This window comes from Erythrobacter epiphyticus (assembly GCF_034653295.1).
Taxonomy (GTDB): domain Bacteria; phylum Pseudomonadota; class Alphaproteobacteria; order Sphingomonadales; family Sphingomonadaceae; genus Erythrobacter.
On the sequence record NZ_JAYEEU010000007.1, the window covers coordinates 1 to 21,704 of the forward strand.

Here is a 21,704-nt window from a genome sequence, read left to right on the forward strand (position 1 = left end):
CGCCTGATCAAGCCCGGCGATGACGCGCGTATAGGCGGCATCGAGCGAGTGATCATGCAGATCAAGCGTGAGATCAGGCTCGATCCGCCCGCTCTTGAACCGGCGTTCCCAATGCGAATCAAGGCTTACGCCTACCGGCACACGTGGCGGCGGGGGCATCGGGATCTGATGCTTGCCCTTCTTGGGCAGCGCGGGGCTTGGCAGGGGCTTGGCCGCAGGCGGCGGAGGGGCCGGGTTGGCGGCTTTGGGCGCCGCAACCGGCGAAGGCGAAGCAGTAGGGGCCTTCCGCCCCGGTAGCGGGGTGACTGTCTCGGCCAGCCGCGCCCAGAGGGCGGCTTCGGCGGGCGAAAGCCCGCGCGGACCGCTCCGCCGCATCACTGCGGGCGGTGGCGCGCGGCGACGCCCTTGGGCAGCAGCAGCAAGGCCCTGCCCCGCGCGCTCATCCCGCCAGCGATGACACGGGCATCCTCGCCCGCACCCCAGAAGGTGTCAAAGCGGTTCGCGCCCTTGATCGCGCCGCCGGTATCCTGCGCGATCCACAGCCCGCTGGCCTCGCGACGATCGAGTTCGAGCCAGACCGGCGCGCCCAGCGGCACGAAGGCGGGGTCAGCCGCGACCGAAGCAGAGGCCCGCACCGGCACGCCCATCGCCCCCAGCGGGCCATCGCCCTTCAACTCCTGAAAGAACACCCAGCTCTTGTTGAGCCGCATTAGATCGCGGCCTTCGGCGGGGTTATCGCGGATATAGGCCATGATCCCCTGCATCGAGCCGGAATACTGGCCGGGCGCGCTGCCCAGCAGCCCGCGTTCCCGCATCACCGAGCCGATGCCGACATATTCGCGTCCGTTCTGTCCGGCATAACCAATGCGGATCACGTCGCCTTCGGGGGTTCTGAGTCGGCCCGAGCCTTGAATCTGGAGAAAGAAGAATTCCACCGGATCGGCCGCCCAGGCGATGACCGGTGCCCTGCCGTCAAGCGCGCCATCCTCGATCGCTGCGCGGTCGTGATACAGGACGAACCGCCCGGTCGCATCATAGCGCCCCAAGGGCGGGCGGCCGGTGCGATTATTGGCGGGCACTTCATCAGGCCAGCCGCGCACCAGATCGGAGGGCATGCCATAGACCGGCACTTCGAAACCGGGGCGGCGGGTGCGGCTCCCGGCAATTTCGGGTTCGTAATAGCCGGTGGCAAAGGCGTTGCCATCGCCGATCCGCACGGTGTCGAAATGCGTGGCGAAGAAGGCCTGCGCGCGATCAGGCGTCCAACTGCGCGCGGCGGCGCAGGGTGTCTGCCAGTCGGCAGGGTTGGTGAGCCCGCTCGCATCGCTGCGGCGGAGCAATTGCGGACATGATTCGGTAAAGGTGGCAAGCGCGCGGGCGGCGGCGCGATCATCCATGCCCAGCGCGGTAATCGCCGGGCCGAGCGACAGGCCCGCCATCGCCGCGCTGGCCGCACTGCTGGCCGCTGCTGGCGGCACGCTGGCAGGCGGAATGACCCGGCCACACGCACCCAGCACCATCACCAGCATCAGCGCAAGAACGGCGCGCATCGGTTGCTCCCCTGGCAGGCGCACGGAAACCCGCGCGCCCTGTCCGGTTAACCTTCGTCGGTTTCTTCAAGCACCCAGTTCGGATCGCGCGCGGTGACATTGCGCGAGAACGTCCAGACATCGCGGCTTTCGATCGCATCATCAAGCGAACCAGCCACGACATGACCCGCGCTGTCACGGGTCACAGCCGCAATGTCGGCCACGAACAGCACGGCTATCCGTGCGATACGCCCATCGAGCGAGGCCGAATGGATGCGGGTTTCCTCGATACGGATCAGGGTGTTTTCCAGCGTTTCGCCAGCGGCTTCGCGCGCGTCGATCGCAGCGGCGAACCCGGCATAGACGCTGTCATCACACAGGTCGCGCAGCGTTTCGCGGTCACCCGACCAGAAGGCTTCAAGGATCATGCGATAGGCGCCGCGCGCACCATCAACGAAGGTCGCCAGCTCGAACTTGTTATCGGCAGCCGCGATTTCACGAATGCCGCGCTCCACCGCCGGCATCACGCCCGCCAGCTCGGGCATGCGGGCAACCGGCGTTGCCGCCACTTGCGGCGCATTCACGGCCGAGGGAACGCTGGGCGCATTATCGGCACCGTCAAAGCGCTGCGGGATCGACTCCTCCTCGTGCTCGGCACGGCGGCCAAGCACCGAATACAGCCTGAGCCCCAGAAAGGCGGCAACCATGGCGAGGAGGACGATTTCAAGCACTATCACAATCCGATCTGTCACGCGGCAAGCGGAGCGCGAGGGCCACACCTGCCAAAGAACGCTTATCGTGCCCTATATGGACATCAATTACAATTCGCCAACGTCCATTCGGTTGCATGCTGCGACGGTTCGGGATGCGCTGCCGAGTTGCGGAAGATGAATACCGCTGCTAGGCGCGCGCGGCTGCATCCGACGTGAACCACAGGCGCGGCGATGCTCATGAAACCTGCGCAAGACGATTTGCGAAAACCGAAAGATACCCATCATGGCCGAACCCGAAGGCATCATCACCAATCTCGACTCTGCCCCTGAAGGCAAGCCCAACGGGCTCGACAACCAGCCTGCTGCCGGGATCATCACGCAATATGTGAAGGATCTTTCGGTCGAGAACCCCAATGCGCCCGAATCCTACCAGTGGACCGAGGCGCCGCAGGTTGATGTCCAGTTCAACATCGGTGCCGAGGCCGTTGGCCCGGAAGTGCACGAAGTGATGCTCAAGATCACCATTTCGGCAAGCTGCGAGCGCGGCCCGCTATATATCGTCGATCTCGCCTATTGCGGCCTTGTCGGCATCCGCAACGTGCCCGAAGAACAGGCCCATGCCTTCCTCTTCGCCGGTGCGCCGAGCCTGCTGTTCCCGTTCGCCCGCCGGGTGATTTCCGATGCGGTGCGCGATGCAGGCTATGCCCCGCTGATGATGGACCCGATTGATTTCACCGGGCTCTACATGCAGCAGTTGCAGGCCCGTCAGGCCGAAGCCGGTGCAGGCGGTGAGCCGATTTCGCCGGTGACCGGCGGCACCAACTGAGCGCGGCCAGCAGCCCGCCCCGTCAGGATCAGCGCCCGCAATGAGCCTGCTAAGGAATGTCGGCACCATCGGCGGATTGACGCTGGTGAGCCGCCTGTTCGGCTTTGCGCGTGATATCCTGCTCGCCCGCGTGCTCGGCGCGGGCGGCGTGGCGGATGCGTGGCAGCTCGCCTTCCAGCTGCCCAATCTGTTCCGGCGGCTGTTTGCCGAGGGCGCTTTCGCCAGCGCATTCGTGCCGCTGTTCAACCGCCACATGGCGGAGGATGAACACGCAGCCAAGCGCTTCGCGGGCGAGATCCTTGCGGTGCTGCTGCCGATCCTCGTGGTGTTCGGCGCGCTGATGATGCTGGCTATGCCGTGGGTGTTGTGGGCTTTCGCCAATGCCGACCTGCGCAGCGATGCGGCGATGTTCAATCTGGCGGTCATCATGGGCCAGATCGCCTTTCCCTATCTGATCTTCATGAGCCTCGCGACGCTGATCGCGGCGATCCTGAATTCGCTGTCGCGCTTTGCCGCAGCAGCAGCGGCTCCGATCCTCCTCAACATCTGCTTGCTTGCGGCGCTGGTGTGGGGCGCGTTCCAGCCCGCGAGCGGGGCAGCGGGCGAAGCGGCCCGCGCCGCCACCGGGATGGGCCTTGCCATTGCGGTCTCGGTCAGCGGCGCGCTGCAACTGGCATGGCTCTACTGGTTCATGCGGCGCGCAGGGTTTCGTATCCCGCGCCAGCGCCCGCGGCTGACCCCGCGGGTCAAGGAAATGGGCGTGCTGATCGTGCCGGCGGTGTTCGGCGCGGGCGTGTATCAGATCGCCCGCTTCATCGATCTCGCCTTCATCCGCTCGCTGCCCGATGGCAGCCTGACCTATATGGCGATGGCGGATCGCTGGAATCAGCTGCCGCTCGGCATCATCGGGATCGCGCTTGGCACGGCGATCCTGCCCGCGCTGTCGCGCTACATCAGCCGCGCCGAGGATGACGAGGCGACCCGCTTGCAGGCCAATGCGATCGAGTTGGCCATGCTGCTCACCTTGCCCTGCGCGGTGGCGCTGTTCATTTCGGGCTTTGCCTTCGTCAAGGCCTTCATGGAAGGACAGGCCTTCACCGCCGAGGATGCGCGCATCACCGGCAATGTGCTGCAAGCGCTGGTGGTGGGTCTGCCCGCCTATGTGCTGGTCAAAGTGCTCACCCCCAATTTCTTCGCCCGCAAGGACACCCGCACGCCGGTTTACACCGCGGGTGCTTCGCTGGTGGTGACAGTGGCGCTCAATTTCCTGCTGGTGCCCATCTTCGGGGTGGTCGGCCTAGCGCTCGCGGGCGCGGTGGGCGCCTGGGCCAACATCATCATGCTCGGCGTGGTGCTGGCACGGCGCGGGTTCTTCCGCCTGCCGCCGCGCGTTGTCGGACGGCTTGTCCGGATTGCTCTGGCCACCGCCGTGATGGGCGCATGCCTGTGGGGGCTGATGCAAGCGATCGCGCCCTGGCTCGCCGGCACGACCATCACCAAGCTGCTTGCGATCGGTGCGATCATGGCAGTCAGCCTTGTGACCTACGGGATCAGCACCGTGGCGCTTGGCGTGCTCGACAAAGCCACTATCGAGCGCTTAATGCGCCGCCAGACCTGAACAGGAAGAACACCAACCACCATGCGGCCCGCTATGCGCATCGTTTCCGGCATCCAGCCGACCGGCAATCTCCACCTTGGCAATTACCTCGGCGCGATCCGCAACTGGGTGGCGATGCAGGATGCGCTGGCCGAAGGTGATGAATGCCTGTTCTTCCTCGCTGATCTCCACGCCATTTCGATGCCGCATGATCCGGCCACCTTGCGCAGCGGCACGCTTGAAATGGCGGCCGCGCTGGTCGCCTGCGGGATCGATCCTGATCGATCGATCCTGTTCAATCAGGCGCAGGTGCCCCAGCACGCCGAATTGCAATGGCTGCTCAACGGCACGGCCCGGATGGGCTGGTTGAACCGCATGACCCAGTGGAAAGACAAGGCGGGCAAGAACCGCGAGGGCCAATCGGTCGCGCTGTTCACCTATCCGGTGCTGCAAGCCGCCGATGTGCTCATTTATCAGGCAACGCACGTGCCGGTTGGCGAAGACCAGAAACAGCATCTCGAACTGGCCCGCGACATTGCCCAAAAATTCAACAATGATTTCGCCAGCGAAGCGGCACCGGTTTTCACCCTGCCCGAACCGATTATCCCGGCCGAAGCCGCGCGCATCATGAGCTTGCGTGATGGCAGCGCCAAGATGAGCAAATCCGATCCTTCGGACATGAGCCGGATCAATCTGGTCGATGATGCCGATACGATGGCGCAGAAGATCAAGAAGGCGAAAACCGATCCCGAGCCGCTGCCCGAAAATGCGGCAGGGCTCGAGACCCGGCCCGAGGCGCGCAATCTCGTCGGCATTTATGCCGCGCTTTCGGGGCAATCGGTGGACGCCGTGCTGGGCCAGTTTGCCGGACAAGGCTTCGGCGCGTTCAAGCCTGCGCTCGCCGAACTGCTGGTCGAAACGCTGGGGCCGATCCGCGAGCGGTTTGTCGCGCTCAAGCAAGACCGCGAGGCCTTGGACGCAATCCTCGCCCGCGGCGCGGCCAAGGCGCGCGAGCGCGGCACGCCGACGCTTGATGCGGCCTATGCCGCGCTGGGATTGGTGCGCGGCCACTAAACCCGCGTTGCAAAACGCCGAACAGCAACGCTGCAATGTTCAATTGTTGTTCAGGCGACCTCGCTATAGGCTATGGACTATGAAGTCCGTGCTGCACATTCCGTGCATGTCCGGGCAGAGGATCAGAACCGCGACCATGACGACGACCTCACCTTTGCGCGCCTTCCCCTTCCTGCGACTGGCCCTGCCGGTTTTTCTCGCAGCGTTGCTGGCTGCCTGCGCCACCCCGTTCAAAGCCGACGTATCGCGCTTTTCGGCGCCGCTTCCCGCACCGCCGGGGCAGACCTTTGCCGTAGTCGCGGAAAACCCCAAGAACGCGGGCGGGCTCGAATTCGGCGCCTATGCCAACCTTGTCTCCAAGGAGCTGACAGAAATCGGCTATACCCGCGTCGAAGACCCAGCGAAGGCCAATATGCTGGTGCGGTTCGACTATGCGGTTGATGGAGGACGCGAACGCATCCGCACGGATTTTGTGGGCGGCGCGGGCTTTGTGAACCCGTGGTTTGGCCCGTGGGGCGGACTTGGGCCGTGGGGCCCTGTCGGCTTTGGCCGCGGCGCATGGGGCTGGGGCTTTGCCGATCCCTTCTTCGGCGCACCCGAAGTGCGTAGCTACACCATCTATTCGAGCGCGATTGCGCTGAAGATCGACGACACCGCCAGTGGCAAGCGCCTGTTCGAAGGCAATGCCCAGGCCATCTCGCGCACCAACCGCTTGCAGGAACTGGTGCCCAATCTGGTCGAAGCGCTGTTTACCGGCTTCCCCGGCAATTCGGGCGAGGTTGTGCGGATCACTGTTAAGCAGTAGGGTCACAACCGGAGATCAAGTTACCCTTGGACGGGAACGAGGAGGCGGCGCGGGGGATCGCGCCGCCTTTTTCGTGTTTTGGCATGGGGCGCGTGGTATGCGTTCGGCGGAGCAGAACCGCAAAAGCTAAAGCTTGGCGTGCCCGCCGGTCGAACCGAAACCGCCCGCGCCGCGCGCGGTTGCATCAAGCTCGTCGACCTCATCCCAAGCGGCTTGCACGACGGGCGCCAGCACCAATTGGGCGATGCGATCCCCGCGCGCGATCACAAAGGGCGCGGCCCCGTGGTTGATCAGCAGCACTTTCAATTCGCCGCGATAATCGCTGTCGATCGTCCCCGGCGTGTTGGGCACGGTGATGCCATGCTTGAGCGCGAGGCCCGAACGCGGCCGCACCTGAATTTCAAAGCCATCAGGGATCGCGAGCGACAGGCCCGTCGCCACCGGATGGCGCGCGCCGGGCGCAAGCACCACATCCTCAGCCGAGACCACATCCATGCCTGCGGCACCCGCAGTCGCATAGGCGGGCAAGGGAAGACCCTCGCCATGGGGCAAGCGCTTCAGCTTGACAGGAACGCTCACTCCGCAGCCTCTGCCCGCAAGCTCGCCGCGATCCGTTCTGCCAGCGCCATCGCCACTGCGCTCTTGGGCATCTGGTCGAGGCTTTCGACGCCATCCGCGCTGATGATGTGGACGCGGTTATTGTTGCCGCCCATCACATCGCCCGACACGTCATTGGCGATGATCCAGTCGGCTGCCTTGCGCTTGCGCTTGGCGCGCGCGTAATCGATCACATTCTCGGTCTCGGCGGCAAAGCCGATCACCAGTTCGGGACGGTTCCGCGCCGAGGACAGATTGGCGAGGATATCGGGGTTTTCCGTCAGCATCAGAGCAGGCGGCGCAGAGCCGCGCTTCTTGATCTTCTCACCCACGTAATCGCGCGGGCGCCAATCGGCGACAGCGGCTACCATCACCGCCACATCGGCAGGCAGGGCATCGCGCACCGCGCGGCCCATGTCCTCAGCGCTCTCGACATCGATACGCGTCACACCCGGCGGCGTCTTAAGCGCGACGGGGCCCGAGACCAGCGTGACCTTGGCCCCCAGCGCCGCCGCAGCGGCAGCAATGGCAAAGCCCTGCTTGCCGCTCGACCGGTTGGCGATGTAGCGCACCGGATCAATCGCTTCCCAGGTCGGCCCGGCGGTGACCAGCACGTGGCGGCCATCAAGCGGGCGGTAATCGGCCGGGGTGGCAAAATCAGCCCCGTCCATGACATCGCCGAGTTCGGCTTCGATCTCGGCCGGTGTGGCCGGCACCACGGGCTCGGGCGCGGATTTGCGCGGATCGACCATGTGATTGATCGCGGCCCAATCGATCGGCGGGGCGGCGTTGGCCTTCCCCTTCTTGGCCAGCAGCGGCCCGCCCAGATCGGGAAGGCTCGTAGGCGCAGGCTCGGGCAGCGGGGCTTCGGCAGGGAGATCTTCGGGCAGCGGCGCGTCTTCGAGAGAAGCGAATTCGGCCTCGATATCCTCGTGGCTGCGTTTGGCCGTCGAACGGGGGATGAGGCGCGAGAGCAGCCCGCTCAACCCGCCCTGAGCCGTTTCCTGTGCGGCAGGCAGGGCGGCTTCTTCCTCGGCCTCGTCGAAATCCTCTTCCGCTTCGATCGCTTCAACTTCGATCACCGGACGCGGCGCGGGCGCAGCGACCGGCGCAGGCGCGGCTTCGGGCACGGCGATGCCGAAATGCGCGGCAATCTGCGCCCAGATCGCTTCGGGTTCGGGAAGACGGCCATAGCCGAACTCGCCGCAGGCCATCGGCCCTTCATCAGGGTGAAGCACCGTCACCCCGGCGGCCTTGAGCAAGCCGACATTGCGCTGGGTGGCAGTGTGTTCCCACATCCGCACATTCATGGCCGGCACGGCCATCACCGGCTTGTCGGTCGCAAGGATCAAGGTTGTGGCAAGATCATCCGCGATGCCCGCTGCCATCTTGGCGAGCAGATCCGCCGTCGCCGGACACACCACCACCATATCAGCCTCGCGGCTGAGCTGGATGTGGCCCATCTCGGCCTCGTTCTTGAGATCGAAGAGGTTGGTATAGACTTGGTTCTCCGACAGCGCGGCGAGCGCCATCGGAGTCACGAATTGCTGACCGCCCTTGGTGAGGACACAGGTCACCTCGCCGCCGCCCTTGCGGATCAGGCGCACGAGTTCGCAGGCCTTGTAGGCCGCGATGCCGCCGCCGACGACCAGCAGGATGCGAGGGGCGGTGGTGCTCACCGCCGCCGATCCTTACCGATGAAGCCGCAGCTTCGCATGCCTTGCCTGTCTCCCCGTTCGGTGATCGCCGCGCATTCGCTTGATCCGATGCACCTGTGGTGGTTAAAATTGCCCTTACACGCTCTTCTAACCCAGCATCCCGCTCGCGAACAGAGCCCACGTCGCCCCGGCGCCGGTGAGCCCGGCCACGATGTAGCCGATCAGCGATCCGCTGCCCTCGCGCCGGTCGGTCAGAAGGGGGATATCGGGGAGCGGCGGCGGTTCGGGCGCACCGCCTTTGGGCGGGAACATTTCCTCCACGCGCCGGATCAGGCCCGGCAGGCGCAGCAGCGTTTCGGTGTCCTGCTTCAAGCGGTCGGCGAGCGCGGCTTCCGGCCCCAGCTCGTCGCGCAGCCACGAACGGACATAGGGCGCCGCCGTGTCCCACATGTTGATATCGGGATTGAGCTGGGTCGCGATCCCTTCGACCATCACCATGGTCTTTTGCAGCAAGAGCAGATGCGGCTGGGTCTGCATGTCGAAATCGCGGGTGATCGCGAACAGCCCGTCGAGCATCTGCCCGACGCTGAGTTCCTTCACCGGCTTGCCGCGCATCGGCTCGCCCACGGCGCGAAGCGCAGTGGCAAATTCGCCGACCGAATGGTAACTCGGCACATATTGCGCCTCGAAGTGGATTTCCGCGACCCGGCGGTAATTTCCGGTGGTCAGCCCGTAGAGGATTTCCGCCAGCCATTGCCGCGCGCGGCGGTCGATCCGGCCCATGATGCCGAAGTCGATGGCGACGATGGTGCCATCATCCTCCACGAACAGGTTGCCCTGATGCATGTCGGCATGGAAGAAGCCTGCGCTGATCGCCTGGGTGAGGAAGCTGATCACCAGCTTCTGCGAAATCGCATCGAGATCATGGCCGCGGGCGCGCAATTCATCGACCCTGCTGATCTTGACCCCGTCGATCCATTCGATCGTCATCACCCGGCCATTGGTGCGGTCCCAGTCGATCGCGGGAATGCGGTAGCCGCCGATCCCGGCCATTTCCTGCGCCAGTTCCGAAGCCGAAGCCGCCTCGCGCCGCAGATCCAGCTCCGAATTCGACCAGCGCTTGAAATTGGCGATGGTGAGGCGCGGACGCAGGCGGCTGGCCTCGCCGCCCATGGCCTCGACATGCGCGGCGGCCCATTCGTAGGTGGCGATATCGCGAGCGAATTTCTCGCGGATGCCGGGGCGCAGCACCTTGATCGCGACGGTGCGGCCATCAACCGTCACGCCCTTGTGCACCTGCGCGATCGAGGCCGCGCCGACCGGCACGGGATCAATTTCGGCGAAGAGCTTGTCGATCGGCTGGCCAAAACTGCTTTCGATCACCTCGCGGATCTGTGCGAAGGGCACGGGCGGCAGGCTGTCCTGAAGCGACAGCAGGTTCTGCGCGGCCTCCTCGCCCACCAGATCGGGCCGGGTGGCGAGGCTCTGCCCCAGCTTGATCGCCGCCGGGCCAATCGCGCGGAAGGCCCCGGCATAGTCGCGCGGGCCGTTCTTGCCGGTCAGCGTGACCAGCCGCGCCAGCTTGACCAGACGGCGCAGCGCCGCAGGCGCGTTGGGATCATTCTCGATCCCGACGAGCGCACGGCGGCGCGCCAGCGTCACGCCCCACCGGGCGAGGCGGGAGAGATGAGTCAGCGAAGCGGTCACGCCTTAGATCTTCCACCCCGAATGGATCGCCACCAGCCCGCCCATGATCGGTTCGACCTTGGTGTTCACGAAACCCGCCGCGCGGATCATCCGCTCGAACTCGGGCATCTTGGGGAACTTGCGGATCGATTCGACGAGATAGCGGTACGACGCCGCATCACCGGCAATCACTTGGCCCATGCGCGGCAGCAGGTGATCGGAATAGAGATCGTAGACCTCCTTGAGGCCCGCCCATTCCACCGTCGAGAATTCGAGGCAGAAGAACCGCCCGCCGGGGCGCAGCACGCGGTGGGCTTCGGCCAGCGCACGATCGATATGGGTGACATTACGAATGCCGAAGGCGATGGTGTAGGCATCGAAGGTGCCGCTCGCGAAGCTGACGGCTTCGGCATTCTGGCAGGTGAAGACAAGGCTGCCCTCGCCTTCGCCGCTGCCGCGATCGGCGGCACGTTCCGCGCCAACATCGAGCATGTCCTGATTGATATCCGCCACGGTGATATCAGCGCCGCGCGCCGCCATGCGGAAAGCAATGTCGCCGGTGCCGCCCGCCATGTCGAGGATCTGCTCACCCGGCTGCGGCTTCACCCGCTTGACGAAACGATCCTTCCACAACCGGTGCATCCCGCCCGACATGGCATCATTCATGATGTCATACTTGCGCGCGACGCTGGTGAAGACCTCGCCCACGCGGCGGGTTTTTTCTTCGGGGGTGACTTCGGTGTAGCCGAAGGAAACGGTTGCGGGTTCTGACTGTTCGCTCATGCGCCTCCACCTAGAGGCAATTGCGGCCAAGGCAAAGGGTGTTAGAGGCATTCTTTGTTGCGTTTGCCGTGCGCCCGTGAGCGAAAGCGAGCCCAGAGAAAATGCCCGAACTGCCCGAAGTCGAAACCACTGTGCGCGGTCTTGCCCGGTTCCTCGAAGGCGAGGTGGTGACCTCGTTGACGCTGAACCGCGCTGACCTGCGCCGCCCCTTCCCGCCTGATCTGGTGCAGGTGATGACGGGGGCACGGATCACGCATCTGTCGCGGCGGGCGAAATATGGCCTGATCCACACTGACCGCGCCGCCACCATGATCTTCCATCTGGGCATGAGCGGGCGCTGGCGGATCGATCCGGCTGCGCCCGAAACCCATGATCACCTGCTGATGACGACCGCGCGGCACCGCTTTGCACTGTGCGATCCGCGCCGCTTCGGTTCGGTCGATCTGGTGGCGACCGATACGCTCGACGCCTGGCCACCCTTTGCAGCGCTCGGGCCGGAGCCTTTGGGGGCGGGTCTGAGCGTTGCGCATCTCCAAGCAGCGCTGGCGGGCAAGCTGCCTGCCATCAAGCTGTGCCTGCTCGACCAGCGGATCGTGGCGGGGCTCGGCAATATCTATGTCTGCGAGGCGCTGTGGCGCGCGCGGATCAATCCGCGCAAACCGGGCGGCAAGGTCACGCGCCCGCAACTCGAACGGCTGGTGCCGGCCATCCGCGATGTGCTCGAAGCCTCGATCCGCGATGGCGGCTCCACCTTACGCGACTATGCCCGGCCCGATGGCGAGCTGGGCTATTTCGCCTCGTCCTTTGATGCCTATGGCCGCGAGGGCGAAGCCTGCCGGCGCGAGGATGGCGGCATCATCCGGCGCATCGTGCAGGGCGGGCGCAGCACGTGGTTCTGCCCGGTTTGCCAGAAATGAGGGAATCATTGACCTTTCCCCAGCGCTTGACTATGTGCGCGCCTTTCCGGCGGTCGGGCTTGTGCTCGCTCGCCCCCTTTCGAGCAGACGCAAGACTTCAAACCGGCCGCCTGCGGTGGCCCCACCAGAACGCGAGACAGACGAGACACCATGGCCAACACGCCGCAAGCCAAGAAGCGCATCCGCCGCAACGCCCGCCGTGCGGATATCAACACCGCCCGCATCAGCCGCATCCGCACCTTCATCAAGAAGGTCGAAGCAGCGTGCGAATCGGGTGACAAGGAAGCTGCGGCTGCCGCGCTCAAGGCCGCCCAGCCGGAAATGGCGCGCGGTGTGTCGCGCGGGGTGCTCCACAAGAACACCGTGGCGCGCAAGATGTCGCGCCTCACGCGCCGCGTCGCGGCGCTCTGATTCGCAATCAGCGGAGCGATTCGTTCACACCCGAAGAGGTGTGTTTACGGATTGTTCCGAGGCTTGATCTGCCAAGGGCTGCACCTTCCGAGTGCGGCCCTTTTTGCATTGTGACCGATATGACGGCCTGCCCGGCGGCAAATGTCAGGATTCTCCACGATTCGCACCCCGAAAAAGACCATAGTCGTTGTTTTTCAATTGCTTGAACGCAGTCCCTAGGGGTTCAAGCGAGTCAACAGGATTATTTCAGTTTTTTTAAAACTCCTTGCTTGCGCAAACGGCTGCGGGGCTCTTTATTCAGCCCTCATCCGGAGCGGTCGCGCTCGGATTCTAAACAATCGAGTCATCAGGGGAGGCTTCACCGGAAACGCCTGTTCCGGGGAAACGGCGAAGCTGTGTCTGGTGAAAAAGTGGTGTGGATGCGGGCAGGCCTGAACGGGCGGCCACAGGGTTAAGTGGGGAAACCATGGTGCACAGAAATGACAAAGCGCGAGCGACGCGCCGCCATGCCGATGAACATTTGATGGAAGATGCCGAAGCCGTGAACCTTGCCGCAGACTGGGCCGATATCAGCCAGGGGCTGCGTAAGGACTTGGGCCATCAATTGCACAGCCAATGGATCAAGCCGATCCAGCTTGGCAGCCTGGACCGCGAATCCGGCACGCTGGACCTGTTCCTGCCGACCGAGTTTTCCGCCAACTGGGTGCGCGATCGCTTTCATGACCGGCTGCAACTGGCTTGGAAGATCGCCCGCAGCGAAGTGCGCAAGGTCAATATCCAGGTGCACCCCGGCCGCCGCCAATTGCCCGAATTGCGCATCGATGATGGCCGCCGCCCCGCCAATGACGGGGTCAGCGCGCTGGCCATGGCGACTGGCGCGATTGCAGATGCGGGCTTCACCAGCTCGGTCGGGCTCGATCCGACACTGACCTTCGCCGCCTTCGTTACGGGTGAAGCCAATGTGCTCGCCTGCAATGCGGCCCAGCGCATGGCGGCGATCGAGGCGCCGCAATTCTCGCCGCTGTATCTCAAGGCCGCGACGGGCCAGGGCAAGACCCACCTGCTCCACGCGATCGGCCACGGCTATCTGCATGCGCACCCGCGGGCGCGGATTTTCTACTGTTCGGCCGAACGCTTCATGGTCGAATTCGTGCAGGCCCTGAAGGCCAACCAGATGATCGAATTCAAGGCGCGGCTGCGCTCGTTCGATCTGCTGCTGGTGGATGATATCCAGTTCATCATCGGCAAGGCGAGCGCGCAGGAAGAACTGCTCTACACGATCGATGCCCTGCTCGCCGAAGGCAAGCGGCTGGTGTTCGCGGCCGACCGCGCGCCGCAATCGCTCGACGGGGTCGAACCGCGTCTGCTCTCCCGCCTCTCGATGGGGCTGGTGGCCGATATCCAGGCTGCCGACATTGAACTGCGCAAGAAAATCCTCGTCTCCAAGCTGACGCGATTCGCTCCGCTTGATGTCCCCGAGGATGTGGTCGATTTCCTCGCCCGCACCATCACCCGCAATGTGCGCGAGCTGGTGGGCGGTCTCAACAAGCTGGTCGCCTATGCCCAGCTCACCGGGCAGCAGGTGTCGCTGCAACTGGCCGAAGAACAGCTCACGGATATCCTGTCGGCCAACCGCCGCCGGATCACCATTGACGAAATCCAGCGCACCGTGTGCCAGTTCTACCGCATTGACCGGGCCGAAATGAGCAGCAAGCGCCGCGCCCGCGCGGTGGTGCGTCCGCGGCAGGTAGCGATGTATCTCTCGAAAGTGCTGACCCCGCGTTCCTATCCCGAAATCGGGCGCAAGTTCGGCGGGCGCGATCATTCGACCGTGATCCACGCCGTCCGGCTGATCGAGGACTTGCGGGCGCGTGATGCCGATATTGATGGCGACGTGAGGAGCCTGCTGCGCCAGCTCGAAAGCTGATCAGGCAGGCCTGAGACGCACATAATCCCCACACCTTTGCGGCAGGCTTTTCACCGGCCTGCCCACAGGTTTGCGCACAGGCTCATCCACAGCCTATTCACAGGCTGTGCCCAGCCTGCCAACAGACATGTCCATGAGCTTGTCCCCTGCCCGACTGGAACGCTTTGCCCGCCATATCGTGCTGCCCGAAGTGGGCGGCGCGGGGCAGGTGCGGCTTGCGCAGAGCCATGTCGCGGTGATTGGCCTTGGCGGGATCGGCAGCCCTGCCCTGCAATATCTCGCGGCCGCGGGTATCGGGCAGCTCAGCCTTGTCGATCATGATGTGGTCGATGTCTCGAACCTCCAGCGCCAGACCATCTTCACGACCCGCGATATCGGCCACGGCAAAGCCGTGTCAGCGCGGCGCTGGCTTGCCAATTTCGATGATTCGCTGAGCGTCGCGGTCTCCGATGCGCAGATCACGGCCGATAATGCCGCCCGGCTGCTTGCGGGCGCGGATGTGGTGGTGGACGGCACCGACAATTTCGCCACCCGCCTCGCGGTCTCTGACGTTTGCGTTGCGGCGGGCATTCCCCTGCTTTCTGCCGCCGTCGGCCGCTTTCAGGGGCAAGTCGGGGCCTTCGCCGGGCACCTGCCTGATCAGGCCTGCTATCGCTGCTATGTCGGGGATGCCTTCGATGCCGAGGATTGCGACACCTGCGCCGAAGACGGCATGCTGGGGGCGATGGCAGGCTGGGCAGGCAGCTTTGCCGCCTTGCAAGCCGTGCGCGTGCTGCTGCAAGGGGTCAGCGCGCTGGGCGATCCGCAATGGAGCCGGATGCACATTCTCGACGGGCTGGCGCCCGGCCTTCGCACTATCCGCATCGCCAAGGACCCGGCCTGCAAGGCCTGCGCCGCGTTGTGATCGCCTCGGACGGGCGGGGTATGAACCGGGCAAGGCCGGTGAAGTGTACTCGCGAATCTTGCTATACCGCGAAATTTGCCACAATCTTCAATGCCGTCACCGAACTGGCGAACCGGGGACAGTGATGCCAACCCCCGACACCTGAGTGATAAGACGGCCACCCCTTTCTTGAAAATGCATTGCGCTGCTGCGGAGACCCTCGGATGCAACTTGCTGCTCAGCTTAAACTCATTCTTCTGCTTATCTTGATCGCTGGTGTTGGGGCTGCTTGCGCGCAGCAAGATGCAGATTCCCCGACCAAGGTCATTGCAGAATGCAAAGAGTGGATGGACCGCCAGTCGGCAATGGAGGCGACCGCAAGCCGCGAAAATTTTACGGCCAAGGGCTCCGGTGCCTGCATTAACGGAGAGATTGACGACGATTTGCACGAAAAGTTTTTTGCCTGGCTTGGCCAACTCCCTTCGGAAACCAAACCCGTTGTCGTCATTCGCTCTGGCGGGGGAGAGGCCTTTGCCGCGATTGACATTGCAGAAGCGCTTCAACAGCGTGAGGCTGCGGTTTATGTTTACGATGTCTGCGCGTCATCTTGTGCGAACTATATTTATTCTGGTGTTCGCAATCGCCATTCGATTGGCACAACAATTCTCCTGTTTCATGGCGGATTGGCGAAAGACACTGCGCAGGAAATGGCCGCGGTGTTCGATGATTTGTTACGTAGCCCGGACGGCAAGCATATCGAGAACCCCGTTTCGGAACGGAGGGAATTGATGGAGCGCGCTGAAACATACCTGAAAAAACAGGATAAATTACTCATCGCAGCAGGCATCGATCCGGTAATCATCCACGGTTTCAGTGACATGGAGATGACCGATCTTGCTTCGGCAGATTGCGATCCCGCGCGTGAGCCAGAGCTTGAATACGCCGTATTCTTCTCCGAGGATATGGTCAGAGCTTTGGGCGTCTCCCCTCTGACTGGGCGGCTCGAATATCGCGCAAATGTGATCAATGAGCGGCTGAACAGAGACACAAAGGGCGCCAAGGCCTGCGTGGCGCCGGAAAAATTCTTCCGACCGGCACGGTAACGGCGGCTCGTCCGACCACGGGACGAGACCGCTTGTCAGCTGGTGGTTGTGAGCACCTCTTCGACCCATGCCGGCACCAAAACGCTGGCCGGGCCAAGCCGCGATTCGTCAAAGCGGTGCGAGCCTTCGCTCGGCTCGAGATTGAGTTCGAGCGTGCGCGCCCCGGCGCGGCGGGCTTCCTCGACGAAACCGGCGGCAGGATAGACCGCGCCCGATGTGCCGATGCTGACAAACAGATCGCAGGTTTCGAGGGCTTGGTAGATCCGCCCCATTTCGTAAGGCATCTCGCCAAACCACACGACATCGGGGCGCAGGCTCGGCGCGGCACAAACCGGGCAGGGCGGCCGGTCAAGCATCGGCGCGTGCCACGGGCTGCGGGCTTCGCAGGCGAGACAGAGCGCACTCTTCAGCTCCCCATGCATGTGCAGCACCTGCCGCGATCCGCCACGTTCGTGCAGATCATCGACATTCTGCGTCACCAGCAGCACATCGCCCGCAAATTCGCCCTGCAAGCGCGCCAGCGCGGCATGCGCCGGGTTGGGCGCGACATGGGCCAGCGCGGCGCGCCGCATATCATAGAAGCCGAGCACCAAATCGGGATTGCGGGCAAAGCCTTCGGGCGTTGCGACATCTTCGACCCGGTGCTGTTCCCAGAGCCCACCCGCCGCGCGGAAGGTATCAATCCCGCTTTCGGCAGAAATGCCCGCGCCGGTAAGGATGACGATACGCTTGATCTGTGTCATGGCAGCTATCAAACACCCCCTCACAGATAAGGCAATGGGCAGGACAGCGATGCGTTTCGGAGTCATCGGACACAAGGGCCGGATGGGCGAAGCGCTCGCCGCCGCGATCACGGAGGCCGGCCACACGCTGCAAGTGGGGGTAGATGCCGGCGGCGATCCCGAACCGCTCGCCTGCCAATGCGATGTGCTGGTGGATTTCTCGGCACCCGCCGCGCTCGCCGCTAACCTCAGCGCGGCCCGCGCGGCGGGCATTCCGATTCTCATCGGAACCACCGGGCTGGGAGAGGAGCATGTCGTCATGCTCGCCGAGGCTGCCAAGGTGGTTCCGGTGCTGCAAACCGGCAATTTCTCGCTTGGCGTGACCTTGCTGGCGCATCTGGTGCGCGAGGCGGCGAGCAGGCTCGGCCCGGACTGGGATATCGAAGTGCTCGAAATGCATCACCGCATGAAAGTGGATGCGCCCTCGGGCACGGCCCGCTTGCTCGGCGAGGCGGCAGCGCAGGCGCGCGGCATCAGCCTGCCCGATCATATGGAAAGCGGACGCCACGGGATGACAGGCGCCCGCCGCGAAGGCGCGATCGGCTTTGCCACCTTGCGCGGCGGCACTGTCGCGGGTGAGCACAGCGTGATCTTTGCCGGGCCGTCCGAACGGCTCACCCTGTCGCATTCGGCCGAAGACCGCATGATCTTCGCGCGCGGCGCGGTGAAGGCGGCAGAGTGGCTCCGTGGCAAGCCCGCCGGGCGCTACACCATGGAAGACGTGTTGGGGCTGTAAGCGCATACGCCGATGACCAAGGACCAGATCTTCGAATTCTTCCGGCGGTTGGCCGAAGATGATCCCACCCCGCGCACCGAGCTCGAATATGGCAATGCCTATCAGCTTGTGGTCGCGGTCGCGCTGTCGGCACAGGCGACCGATGTGGGCGTCAACAAGGCCACGCGCGCGCTGTTTGCGAAGGTCAAAACTCCGCAAGCGATGCTCGATCTGGGCGAGGCCGGGCTGAAGGAGCACATCAAGACCATCGGCCTGTTCAATTCCAAGGCCAAGAACGTGATCGCGCTTTCGCAAATCCTCGTCGATGAATATGGCGGGGAGGTGCCCGCTACCCGCGAGGATCTGGTGCGCCTGCCCGGCGTCGGTCGCAAAACCGCCAATGTCGTGCTCAATTGCTGGTTCGGGCAGGAGACCTTCGCGGTCGACACGCATATCTTCCGGGTCGGCAATCGCACGGGACTCGCCAAGGGCAAGACCCCCGATCATGTCGAGGCCAAGCTCGACAAGCGTGTGCCCCAGCCCTTCCGCCTGCATGCACATCACTGGCTGATCCTGCATGGCCGCTATGTCTGCAAGGCGCGCACCCCCGAATGCTGGCGCTGCAAGGTTTCCGACCTTTGCAGCTTCCGCAAGAAGGTGCTCGAAGCGCCCAAAGGCCGCAGCGCGCCACCGCCTGCGGATTAACCGCCGGTTCAAACGCGGAGTTCGACAATGCAATCCTTGTCTGGAGTATCGCTGATGCCTGCTCGCTTCGCTTTGCTTGCCGCCCTGCCCTTCATCCTCGCCGGCTGCGCTGTCAGCCAGCAGGACAGCCCGGATCGCAACGCGCGGGTGCCCGAAGTCAAGGTGGCGGGCGAGGCGCGCAGCTGCATCCCGCGCAGCCAGGTGCGCCAGTCACAGGTGCGCAGCGATCAGATCATCGATTTCGAGATGCGCAATGGGGATGTTTACCGCGTCACCATGCCGAACCGCTGCCCCGGCCTCGGCTTTGAACGCGCCTTTTCCTACGAGACATCGATCGATCAGCTATGCAGCGCGGACATCATCTATGTGCTGACGAATATCGGCGGTGTGCCCCAGCGCGGCGCGGGGTGCGGCCTCGCGCCGTTTGTGCCGGTCGAATATGTGAAGCAGGCCAAATCCGCCTCGTAAGGGCAAGGCTTCAGCCCCGCTCCTCGTAATTGCTCTCATCCAGCTCCAACCCGGCGCGGCCATCGGCGGCGGTGTGGGCGGGGGCGTGGGGGAGTTCGACATAGTCGGGCTCTTCCACCTCCAGCATCCCTTCCCACTTGGTGATGACGGCCGTTGCCACCGCATTGCCGACCACATTGGTCGCGGTGCGGCCCATGTCGAGGAACTGGTCGATCGCAAGGATGATCGCCACGCCTTCGACCGGCAGGCCGAACATCGCCAGCGTGCCAGTGATCACCACCAGCGATGCGCGCGGCACGGCGGCTATGCCCTTGGACGAGATCATCAGCGTCAGCAGGATCATGATCTGCGTGCCGACGCTCAGGTCCATGCCATAGGCCTGCGCGATGAAGATCGTCGCGAAGCTCATATACATCATCGAGCCGTCGAGATTGAACGAATAGCCGAGCGGCAGCATGAAGCCCGAAATCCGCCGCGGCACGCCAAACCGATCAAGCTGTTCGAACAGCTTGGGCAGCGCGGCTTCGGAAGAGGCAGTCGAGAAGGCAATCATCAGCGGCTGGCGGATGTAGCGGATCAGCGCGAAGATGCGCCCGCCGAGGAACACGGCCCCTGCGCTCAGCAGGATAACCCACAGCAGCACCAGCGAGAAATAGAACTCCACCAGCAAGGTGAGATAGGTGCCAAGGATCGCCAGCCCGCTTGCCGCCACCACATTGGCGAGCGCGCCGAACACCGCGACCGGCGCATAGCGCATCACGTAGCCGGTCACTTGCAGCATCATTTCCGCGAGCGCATCCGCGCCTTTGACAAGCGCCTGCCCGCGTTCGCCGATGGCGGATAGCGCGACGCCGGCAAAGATCGAGAAGACGAGGATTTGCAGGATGTTGTTGGTTGCCAGCGCCTCGACCGCGTTCTTGGGGAAGATCGAGAGGATGAAGTCGGTCGCCTTCAGTTCCTTCACCTCACCCACGGCAGCGGCGGCTTCGGCAACATCGGGAATCGGTGCGCCAACCCCGGGCTGGAACAGGTTGACCAGCACCAGACCGAGCCCGATCGAGATCAGGCTGGCGGTGATGAACCACGTCAAGGCGCGCACCCCGATGCGGCCCAGCGCGGCGCTATCACCCATATGCGCGATGCCAACGACGATGGTCGACAGCACCAGCGGAGCCACCAGCATCTTGATAAGGTTGAGGAAGATATCGGACAGCAGCTTGAACCACGGCGCGATGGATTCCTTGATCACATCGGCGGGCATGGTCTGATTGAGCACTTGCCCGACGACCACGCCCAGCACCATGCCAATCAGGATATAAAGGGTAAGCTTGCGATCCATTGTCTCTATTCTCTCCCGGCGTTGCGCCGAGGCTAGCCTTCTGCCTCCTCAAGCGCCAGCCCCGCACGGGCAATCCGGGCATAGATGCGCGCCAGCACAGCGAGATCGGGGATCGCAACCGCTTCGTCGCGCTTGTGCATGGTGGCGTTGCACAGGCCGAATTCGATCACCGGGCAGACCGCGCGCAAGAACCGCGCATCGGATGTGCCGCCGCTGGTCGACAGTTCAGGCGCGATGCCGGTCTCGGCCTCGATGGCGGCGCTGACCAGCTTCGAGAACGCACCCGGCTCGGTCAGGAAGGGCTCGCCCGAAATGACGGGGCGCGCCTTGCCGCCGTGCTTTTCGGCAATCGCGGAAACCCGGTCGGACAGGCTCTTGCCGGTGTGGAGATCATTGAAGCGGATCGAGACCCGCGCTTCGCCCCGCGCCGGGATCACATTGGTGGCCCGGTTGCCGACGCTGATATCGGTGATCTCGAGATTGGACGGCTGGAACCATGCCGTGCCGGTATCGAGCGTCAGCGAATCCAGTTCGGCAAGGATCGCCACCAGCTTGGGCAGCGGATTATCGGCCAGATGCGGATAGGCAACGTGGCCCTGCGCCCCTTCGACCGTGATCCAGATATTGACCGAACCGCGCCGTCCGATCTTGGCCATGTCGCCAAGCCGGTGGACCGAGGTCGGCTCTCCCACCAGGCACAGATCGGGCTGGTGGCCGTGTTCGGCCATGTAATCGATCAGCGCACGGGTGCCGTGGAGCGCGGGGCCTTCCTCATCGCCGGTGATGATGAAGCTGATCGTGCCCGCTTCCTGCGGCACCGCAGCCGCTGCCGTGACCATCGCGGCAATCGCGCTTTTCATATCGACCGCGCCGCGCCCGTGGAGCAATTCGCCGCGCTCCTGCGGTTCGAACGGATCGCTTGTCCAGCCCTCGCCGGGCGGCACGACATCGAGATGCCCGGCAAAGGCGAAGTGGCGTGAACCCTTGGGCCCCTGGCGGATCGCGAACAGGTTCTCGACCGGGGCTTCATCACTGCCCGCTGCGCCGGCGCCGCGGATAAAGCGATGGACGGCGAAGCCATGCGGTTCGAGCATCGCCTGCAAGGCATCAAACACCGCGCCGGTGGCCGGGGTGATGCTGGGCGCGGCGATCAGCCGCTTGGCTAGGGAAAGCGTGTCATCCATCA

Annotated in this window: 21 protein-coding genes and 1 pseudogene; 12 read left to right on the top strand and 10 right to left on the bottom strand. The window is 64.1% G+C overall.

What is annotated here, in order from left to right:
• The 3 genes and pseudogenes from SOQ14_RS05475 to SOQ14_RS05485 all read right to left on the bottom strand — a co-directional run.
• Positions 1 to 375, bottom strand: a pseudogene (locus SOQ14_RS05475) (Smr/MutS family protein); the annotation flags it as partial.
• Complete coding sequence (gene mltA, locus SOQ14_RS05480) at positions 375 to 1,550, bottom strand: murein transglycosylase A (RefSeq protein ID WP_322897056.1); 1,176 nt, start codon at positions 1,548 to 1,550, stop codon at positions 375 to 377. The gene mltA and the pseudogene SOQ14_RS05475, both read right to left, overlap by 1 nt.
• A 47-nt stretch (positions 1,551 to 1,597) precedes the next feature.
• Entirely contained in the window at positions 1,598 to 2,263 is a 666-nt protein-coding gene (locus SOQ14_RS05485; RefSeq protein ID WP_322897841.1) for a Tim44/TimA family putative adaptor protein, read from the bottom strand.
• 262 nt (positions 2,264 to 2,525) lie between these two features.
• Between SOQ14_RS05485 and secB the strand changes: the two genes are divergently transcribed.
• The 4 genes from secB (at position 2,526) to SOQ14_RS05505 (ending at position 6,544) form a co-directional block, all read left to right on the top strand.
• A complete protein-coding gene (gene secB / locus SOQ14_RS05490) occupies positions 2,526 to 3,068 on the top strand; it encodes a protein-export chaperone SecB (RefSeq protein WP_322897057.1) in 543 nt (180 codons plus the stop codon).
• 40 nt (positions 3,069 to 3,108) lie between these two features.
• Complete coding sequence (murJ, locus tag SOQ14_RS05495) at positions 3,109 to 4,686, top strand: murein biosynthesis integral membrane protein MurJ (protein ID WP_322897058.1); 1,578 nt, start codon at positions 3,109 to 3,111, stop codon at positions 4,684 to 4,686.
• Between the two features lie 33 nt (positions 4,687 to 4,719).
• The gene (gene trpS, locus SOQ14_RS05500; RefSeq protein WP_322897059.1) at positions 4,720 to 5,739 is read left to right on the top strand and encodes a tryptophan--tRNA ligase; all 1,020 of its coding nucleotides are present in this window, start codon (positions 4,720 to 4,722) and stop codon (positions 5,737 to 5,739) included.
• 136 nt (positions 5,740 to 5,875) lie between these two features.
• Positions 5,876 to 6,544, top strand: coding sequence for a DUF4136 domain-containing protein (locus tag SOQ14_RS05505; RefSeq protein ID WP_322897060.1), 669 nt, complete (start codon positions 5,876 to 5,878; stop codon positions 6,542 to 6,544).
• A 126-nt stretch (positions 6,545 to 6,670) separates the two neighbouring features.
• On the opposite strand, the gene dut is transcribed toward SOQ14_RS05505, so the two are convergent.
• From dut to SOQ14_RS05525, 4 genes are all read right to left on the bottom strand, one after another.
• Positions 6,671 to 7,123: a dUTP diphosphatase gene (gene dut / locus SOQ14_RS05510; protein WP_322897061.1), complete on the bottom strand. Its 453-nt coding sequence runs from the start codon at positions 7,121 to 7,123 to the stop codon at positions 6,671 to 6,673.
• Positions 7,120 to 8,820: a bifunctional phosphopantothenoylcysteine decarboxylase/phosphopantothenate synthase gene (locus tag SOQ14_RS05515; RefSeq protein ID WP_322897062.1), complete on the bottom strand. Its 1,701-nt coding sequence runs from the start codon at positions 8,818 to 8,820 to the stop codon at positions 7,120 to 7,122. The genes dut and SOQ14_RS05515 overlap by 4 nt, the downstream gene beginning before the upstream one ends.
• A gap of 126 nt (positions 8,821 to 8,946) precedes the next feature.
• Complete coding sequence (ubiB, locus tag SOQ14_RS05520) at positions 8,947 to 10,506, bottom strand: 2-polyprenylphenol 6-hydroxylase (protein ID WP_322897063.1); 1,560 nt, start codon at positions 10,504 to 10,506, stop codon at positions 8,947 to 8,949.
• Positions 10,507 to 10,509: 3 nt separating this feature from the next.
• Entirely contained in the window at positions 10,510 to 11,268 is a 759-nt protein-coding gene (locus SOQ14_RS05525; protein ID WP_322897064.1) for a class I SAM-dependent methyltransferase, read from the bottom strand.
• Between the two features lie 101 nt (positions 11,269 to 11,369).
• Between SOQ14_RS05525 and mutM the strand changes: the two genes are divergently transcribed.
• From mutM to SOQ14_RS05550, 5 genes are all read left to right on the top strand, one after another.
• Complete coding sequence (mutM, locus tag SOQ14_RS05530; protein WP_322897065.1) at positions 11,370 to 12,185, top strand: bifunctional DNA-formamidopyrimidine glycosylase/DNA-(apurinic or apyrimidinic site) lyase; 816 nt, start codon at positions 11,370 to 11,372, stop codon at positions 12,183 to 12,185.
• Between the two features lie 150 nt (positions 12,186 to 12,335).
• Positions 12,336 to 12,596, top strand: coding sequence for a 30S ribosomal protein S20 (gene rpsT / locus SOQ14_RS05535; RefSeq protein WP_322897066.1), 261 nt, complete (start codon positions 12,336 to 12,338; stop codon positions 12,594 to 12,596).
• 466 nt (positions 12,597 to 13,062) lie between these two features.
• Entirely contained in the window at positions 13,063 to 14,523 is a 1,461-nt protein-coding gene (gene dnaA, locus SOQ14_RS05540; protein WP_322897067.1) for a chromosomal replication initiator protein DnaA, read from the top strand.
• Positions 14,524 to 14,656: 133 nt separating this feature from the next.
• Positions 14,657 to 15,427: a HesA/MoeB/ThiF family protein gene (locus SOQ14_RS05545; RefSeq protein ID WP_322897068.1), complete on the top strand. Its 771-nt coding sequence runs from the start codon at positions 14,657 to 14,659 to the stop codon at positions 15,425 to 15,427.
• A 203-nt stretch (positions 15,428 to 15,630) separates the two neighbouring features.
• Positions 15,631 to 16,509 (top strand): hypothetical protein, encoded by an 879-nt coding sequence (locus SOQ14_RS05550; RefSeq protein ID WP_322897069.1) that lies wholly within the window; start codon positions 15,631 to 15,633, stop codon positions 16,507 to 16,509.
• A gap of 35 nt (positions 16,510 to 16,544) precedes the next feature.
• Here SOQ14_RS05550 and SOQ14_RS05555 read toward each other — a convergent pair whose 3' ends face one another.
• Positions 16,545 to 17,252 carry an NAD-dependent deacylase gene (locus SOQ14_RS05555; RefSeq protein WP_322897070.1) on the bottom strand — a complete coding sequence of 236 codons (708 nt, stop codon included), beginning with the start codon at positions 17,250 to 17,252 and terminating at the stop codon, positions 16,545 to 16,547.
• Positions 17,253 to 17,301: 49 nt separating this feature from the next.
• Between SOQ14_RS05555 and dapB the strand changes: the two genes are divergently transcribed.
• From dapB to SOQ14_RS05570, 3 genes are read left to right on the top strand one after another with little or no spacing between them, the layout of a single operon-like run.
• Positions 17,302 to 18,027, top strand: a complete 726-nt coding sequence (gene dapB / locus SOQ14_RS05560) for a 4-hydroxy-tetrahydrodipicolinate reductase (protein WP_322897072.1) — start codon at positions 17,302 to 17,304, stop codon at positions 18,025 to 18,027.
• A gap of 12 nt (positions 18,028 to 18,039) precedes the next feature.
• Positions 18,040 to 18,711, top strand: a complete 672-nt coding sequence (gene nth, locus SOQ14_RS05565; RefSeq protein ID WP_322897073.1) for an endonuclease III — start codon at positions 18,040 to 18,042, stop codon at positions 18,709 to 18,711.
• Positions 18,712 to 18,765: 54 nt separating this feature from the next.
• The gene (locus SOQ14_RS05570; RefSeq protein WP_322897074.1) at positions 18,766 to 19,179 is read left to right on the top strand and encodes a hypothetical protein; all 414 of its coding nucleotides are present in this window, start codon (positions 18,766 to 18,768) and stop codon (positions 19,177 to 19,179) included.
• Positions 19,180 to 19,189: 10 nt separating this feature from the next.
• Here SOQ14_RS05570 and SOQ14_RS05575 read toward each other — a convergent pair whose 3' ends face one another.
• On the bottom strand, positions 19,190 to 20,518 hold the full coding sequence (locus SOQ14_RS05575) for a dicarboxylate/amino acid:cation symporter (RefSeq protein ID WP_322897075.1): 1,329 nt from the start codon (positions 20,516 to 20,518) through the stop codon (positions 19,190 to 19,192).
• Between the two features lie 32 nt (positions 20,519 to 20,550).
• The gene (gene dapE, locus SOQ14_RS05580) at positions 20,551 to 21,702 is read right to left on the bottom strand and encodes a succinyl-diaminopimelate desuccinylase (protein ID WP_322897076.1); all 1,152 of its coding nucleotides are present in this window, start codon (positions 21,700 to 21,702) and stop codon (positions 20,551 to 20,553) included.
• Positions 21,703 to 21,704 lie beyond the last annotated feature (2 nt).

Excerpts from the sequence above, each read along its gene's own strand:
- secB (WP_322897057.1), top strand. The coding sequence starts at position 2,526 with ATGGCCGAACCCGAAGGCATCATCACCAATCTCGACTCTGCCCCTGAA.
- SOQ14_RS05575 (WP_322897075.1), bottom strand. The coding sequence starts at position 20,518 with ATGGATCGCAAGCTTACCCTTTATATCCTGATTGGCATGGTGCTGGGC.
- nth (WP_322897073.1), top strand. The coding sequence starts at position 18,040 with ATGACCAAGGACCAGATCTTCGAATTCTTCCGGCGGTTGGCCGAAGAT.
- SOQ14_RS05505 (WP_322897060.1), top strand. The coding sequence starts at position 5,876 with ATGACGACGACCTCACCTTTGCGCGCCTTCCCCTTCCTGCGACTGGCC.
- murJ (WP_322897058.1), top strand. The coding sequence starts at position 3,109 with ATGAGCCTGCTAAGGAATGTCGGCACCATCGGCGGATTGACGCTGGTG.
- trpS (WP_322897059.1), top strand. The coding sequence starts at position 4,720 with ATGCGCATCGTTTCCGGCATCCAGCCGACCGGCAATCTCCACCTTGGC.
- dapB (WP_322897072.1), top strand. The coding sequence starts at position 17,302 with ATGCGTTTCGGAGTCATCGGACACAAGGGCCGGATGGGCGAAGCGCTC.
- SOQ14_RS05550 (WP_322897069.1), top strand. The coding sequence starts at position 15,631 with ATGCAACTTGCTGCTCAGCTTAAACTCATTCTTCTGCTTATCTTGATC.
- dapE (WP_322897076.1), bottom strand. The coding sequence starts at position 21,702 with ATGGATGACACGCTTTCCCTAGCCAAGCGGCTGATCGCCGCGCCCAGC.
- SOQ14_RS05555 (WP_322897070.1), bottom strand. The coding sequence starts at position 17,252 with ATGACACAGATCAAGCGTATCGTCATCCTTACCGGCGCGGGCATTTCT.
- rpsT (WP_322897066.1), top strand. The coding sequence starts at position 12,336 with ATGGCCAACACGCCGCAAGCCAAGAAGCGCATCCGCCGCAACGCCCGC.
- SOQ14_RS05545 (WP_322897068.1), top strand. The coding sequence starts at position 14,657 with ATGAGCTTGTCCCCTGCCCGACTGGAACGCTTTGCCCGCCATATCGTG.
- dnaA (WP_322897067.1), top strand. The coding sequence starts at position 13,063 with ATGGTGCACAGAAATGACAAAGCGCGAGCGACGCGCCGCCATGCCGAT.
- SOQ14_RS05525 (WP_322897064.1), bottom strand. The coding sequence starts at position 11,268 with ATGAGCGAACAGTCAGAACCCGCAACCGTTTCCTTCGGCTACACCGAA.
- mutM (WP_322897065.1), top strand. The coding sequence starts at position 11,370 with ATGCCCGAACTGCCCGAAGTCGAAACCACTGTGCGCGGTCTTGCCCGG.
- mltA (WP_322897056.1), bottom strand. The coding sequence starts at position 1,550 with ATGCGCGCCGTTCTTGCGCTGATGCTGGTGATGGTGCTGGGTGCGTGT.
- SOQ14_RS05570 (WP_322897074.1), top strand. The coding sequence starts at position 18,766 with ATGCCTGCTCGCTTCGCTTTGCTTGCCGCCCTGCCCTTCATCCTCGCC.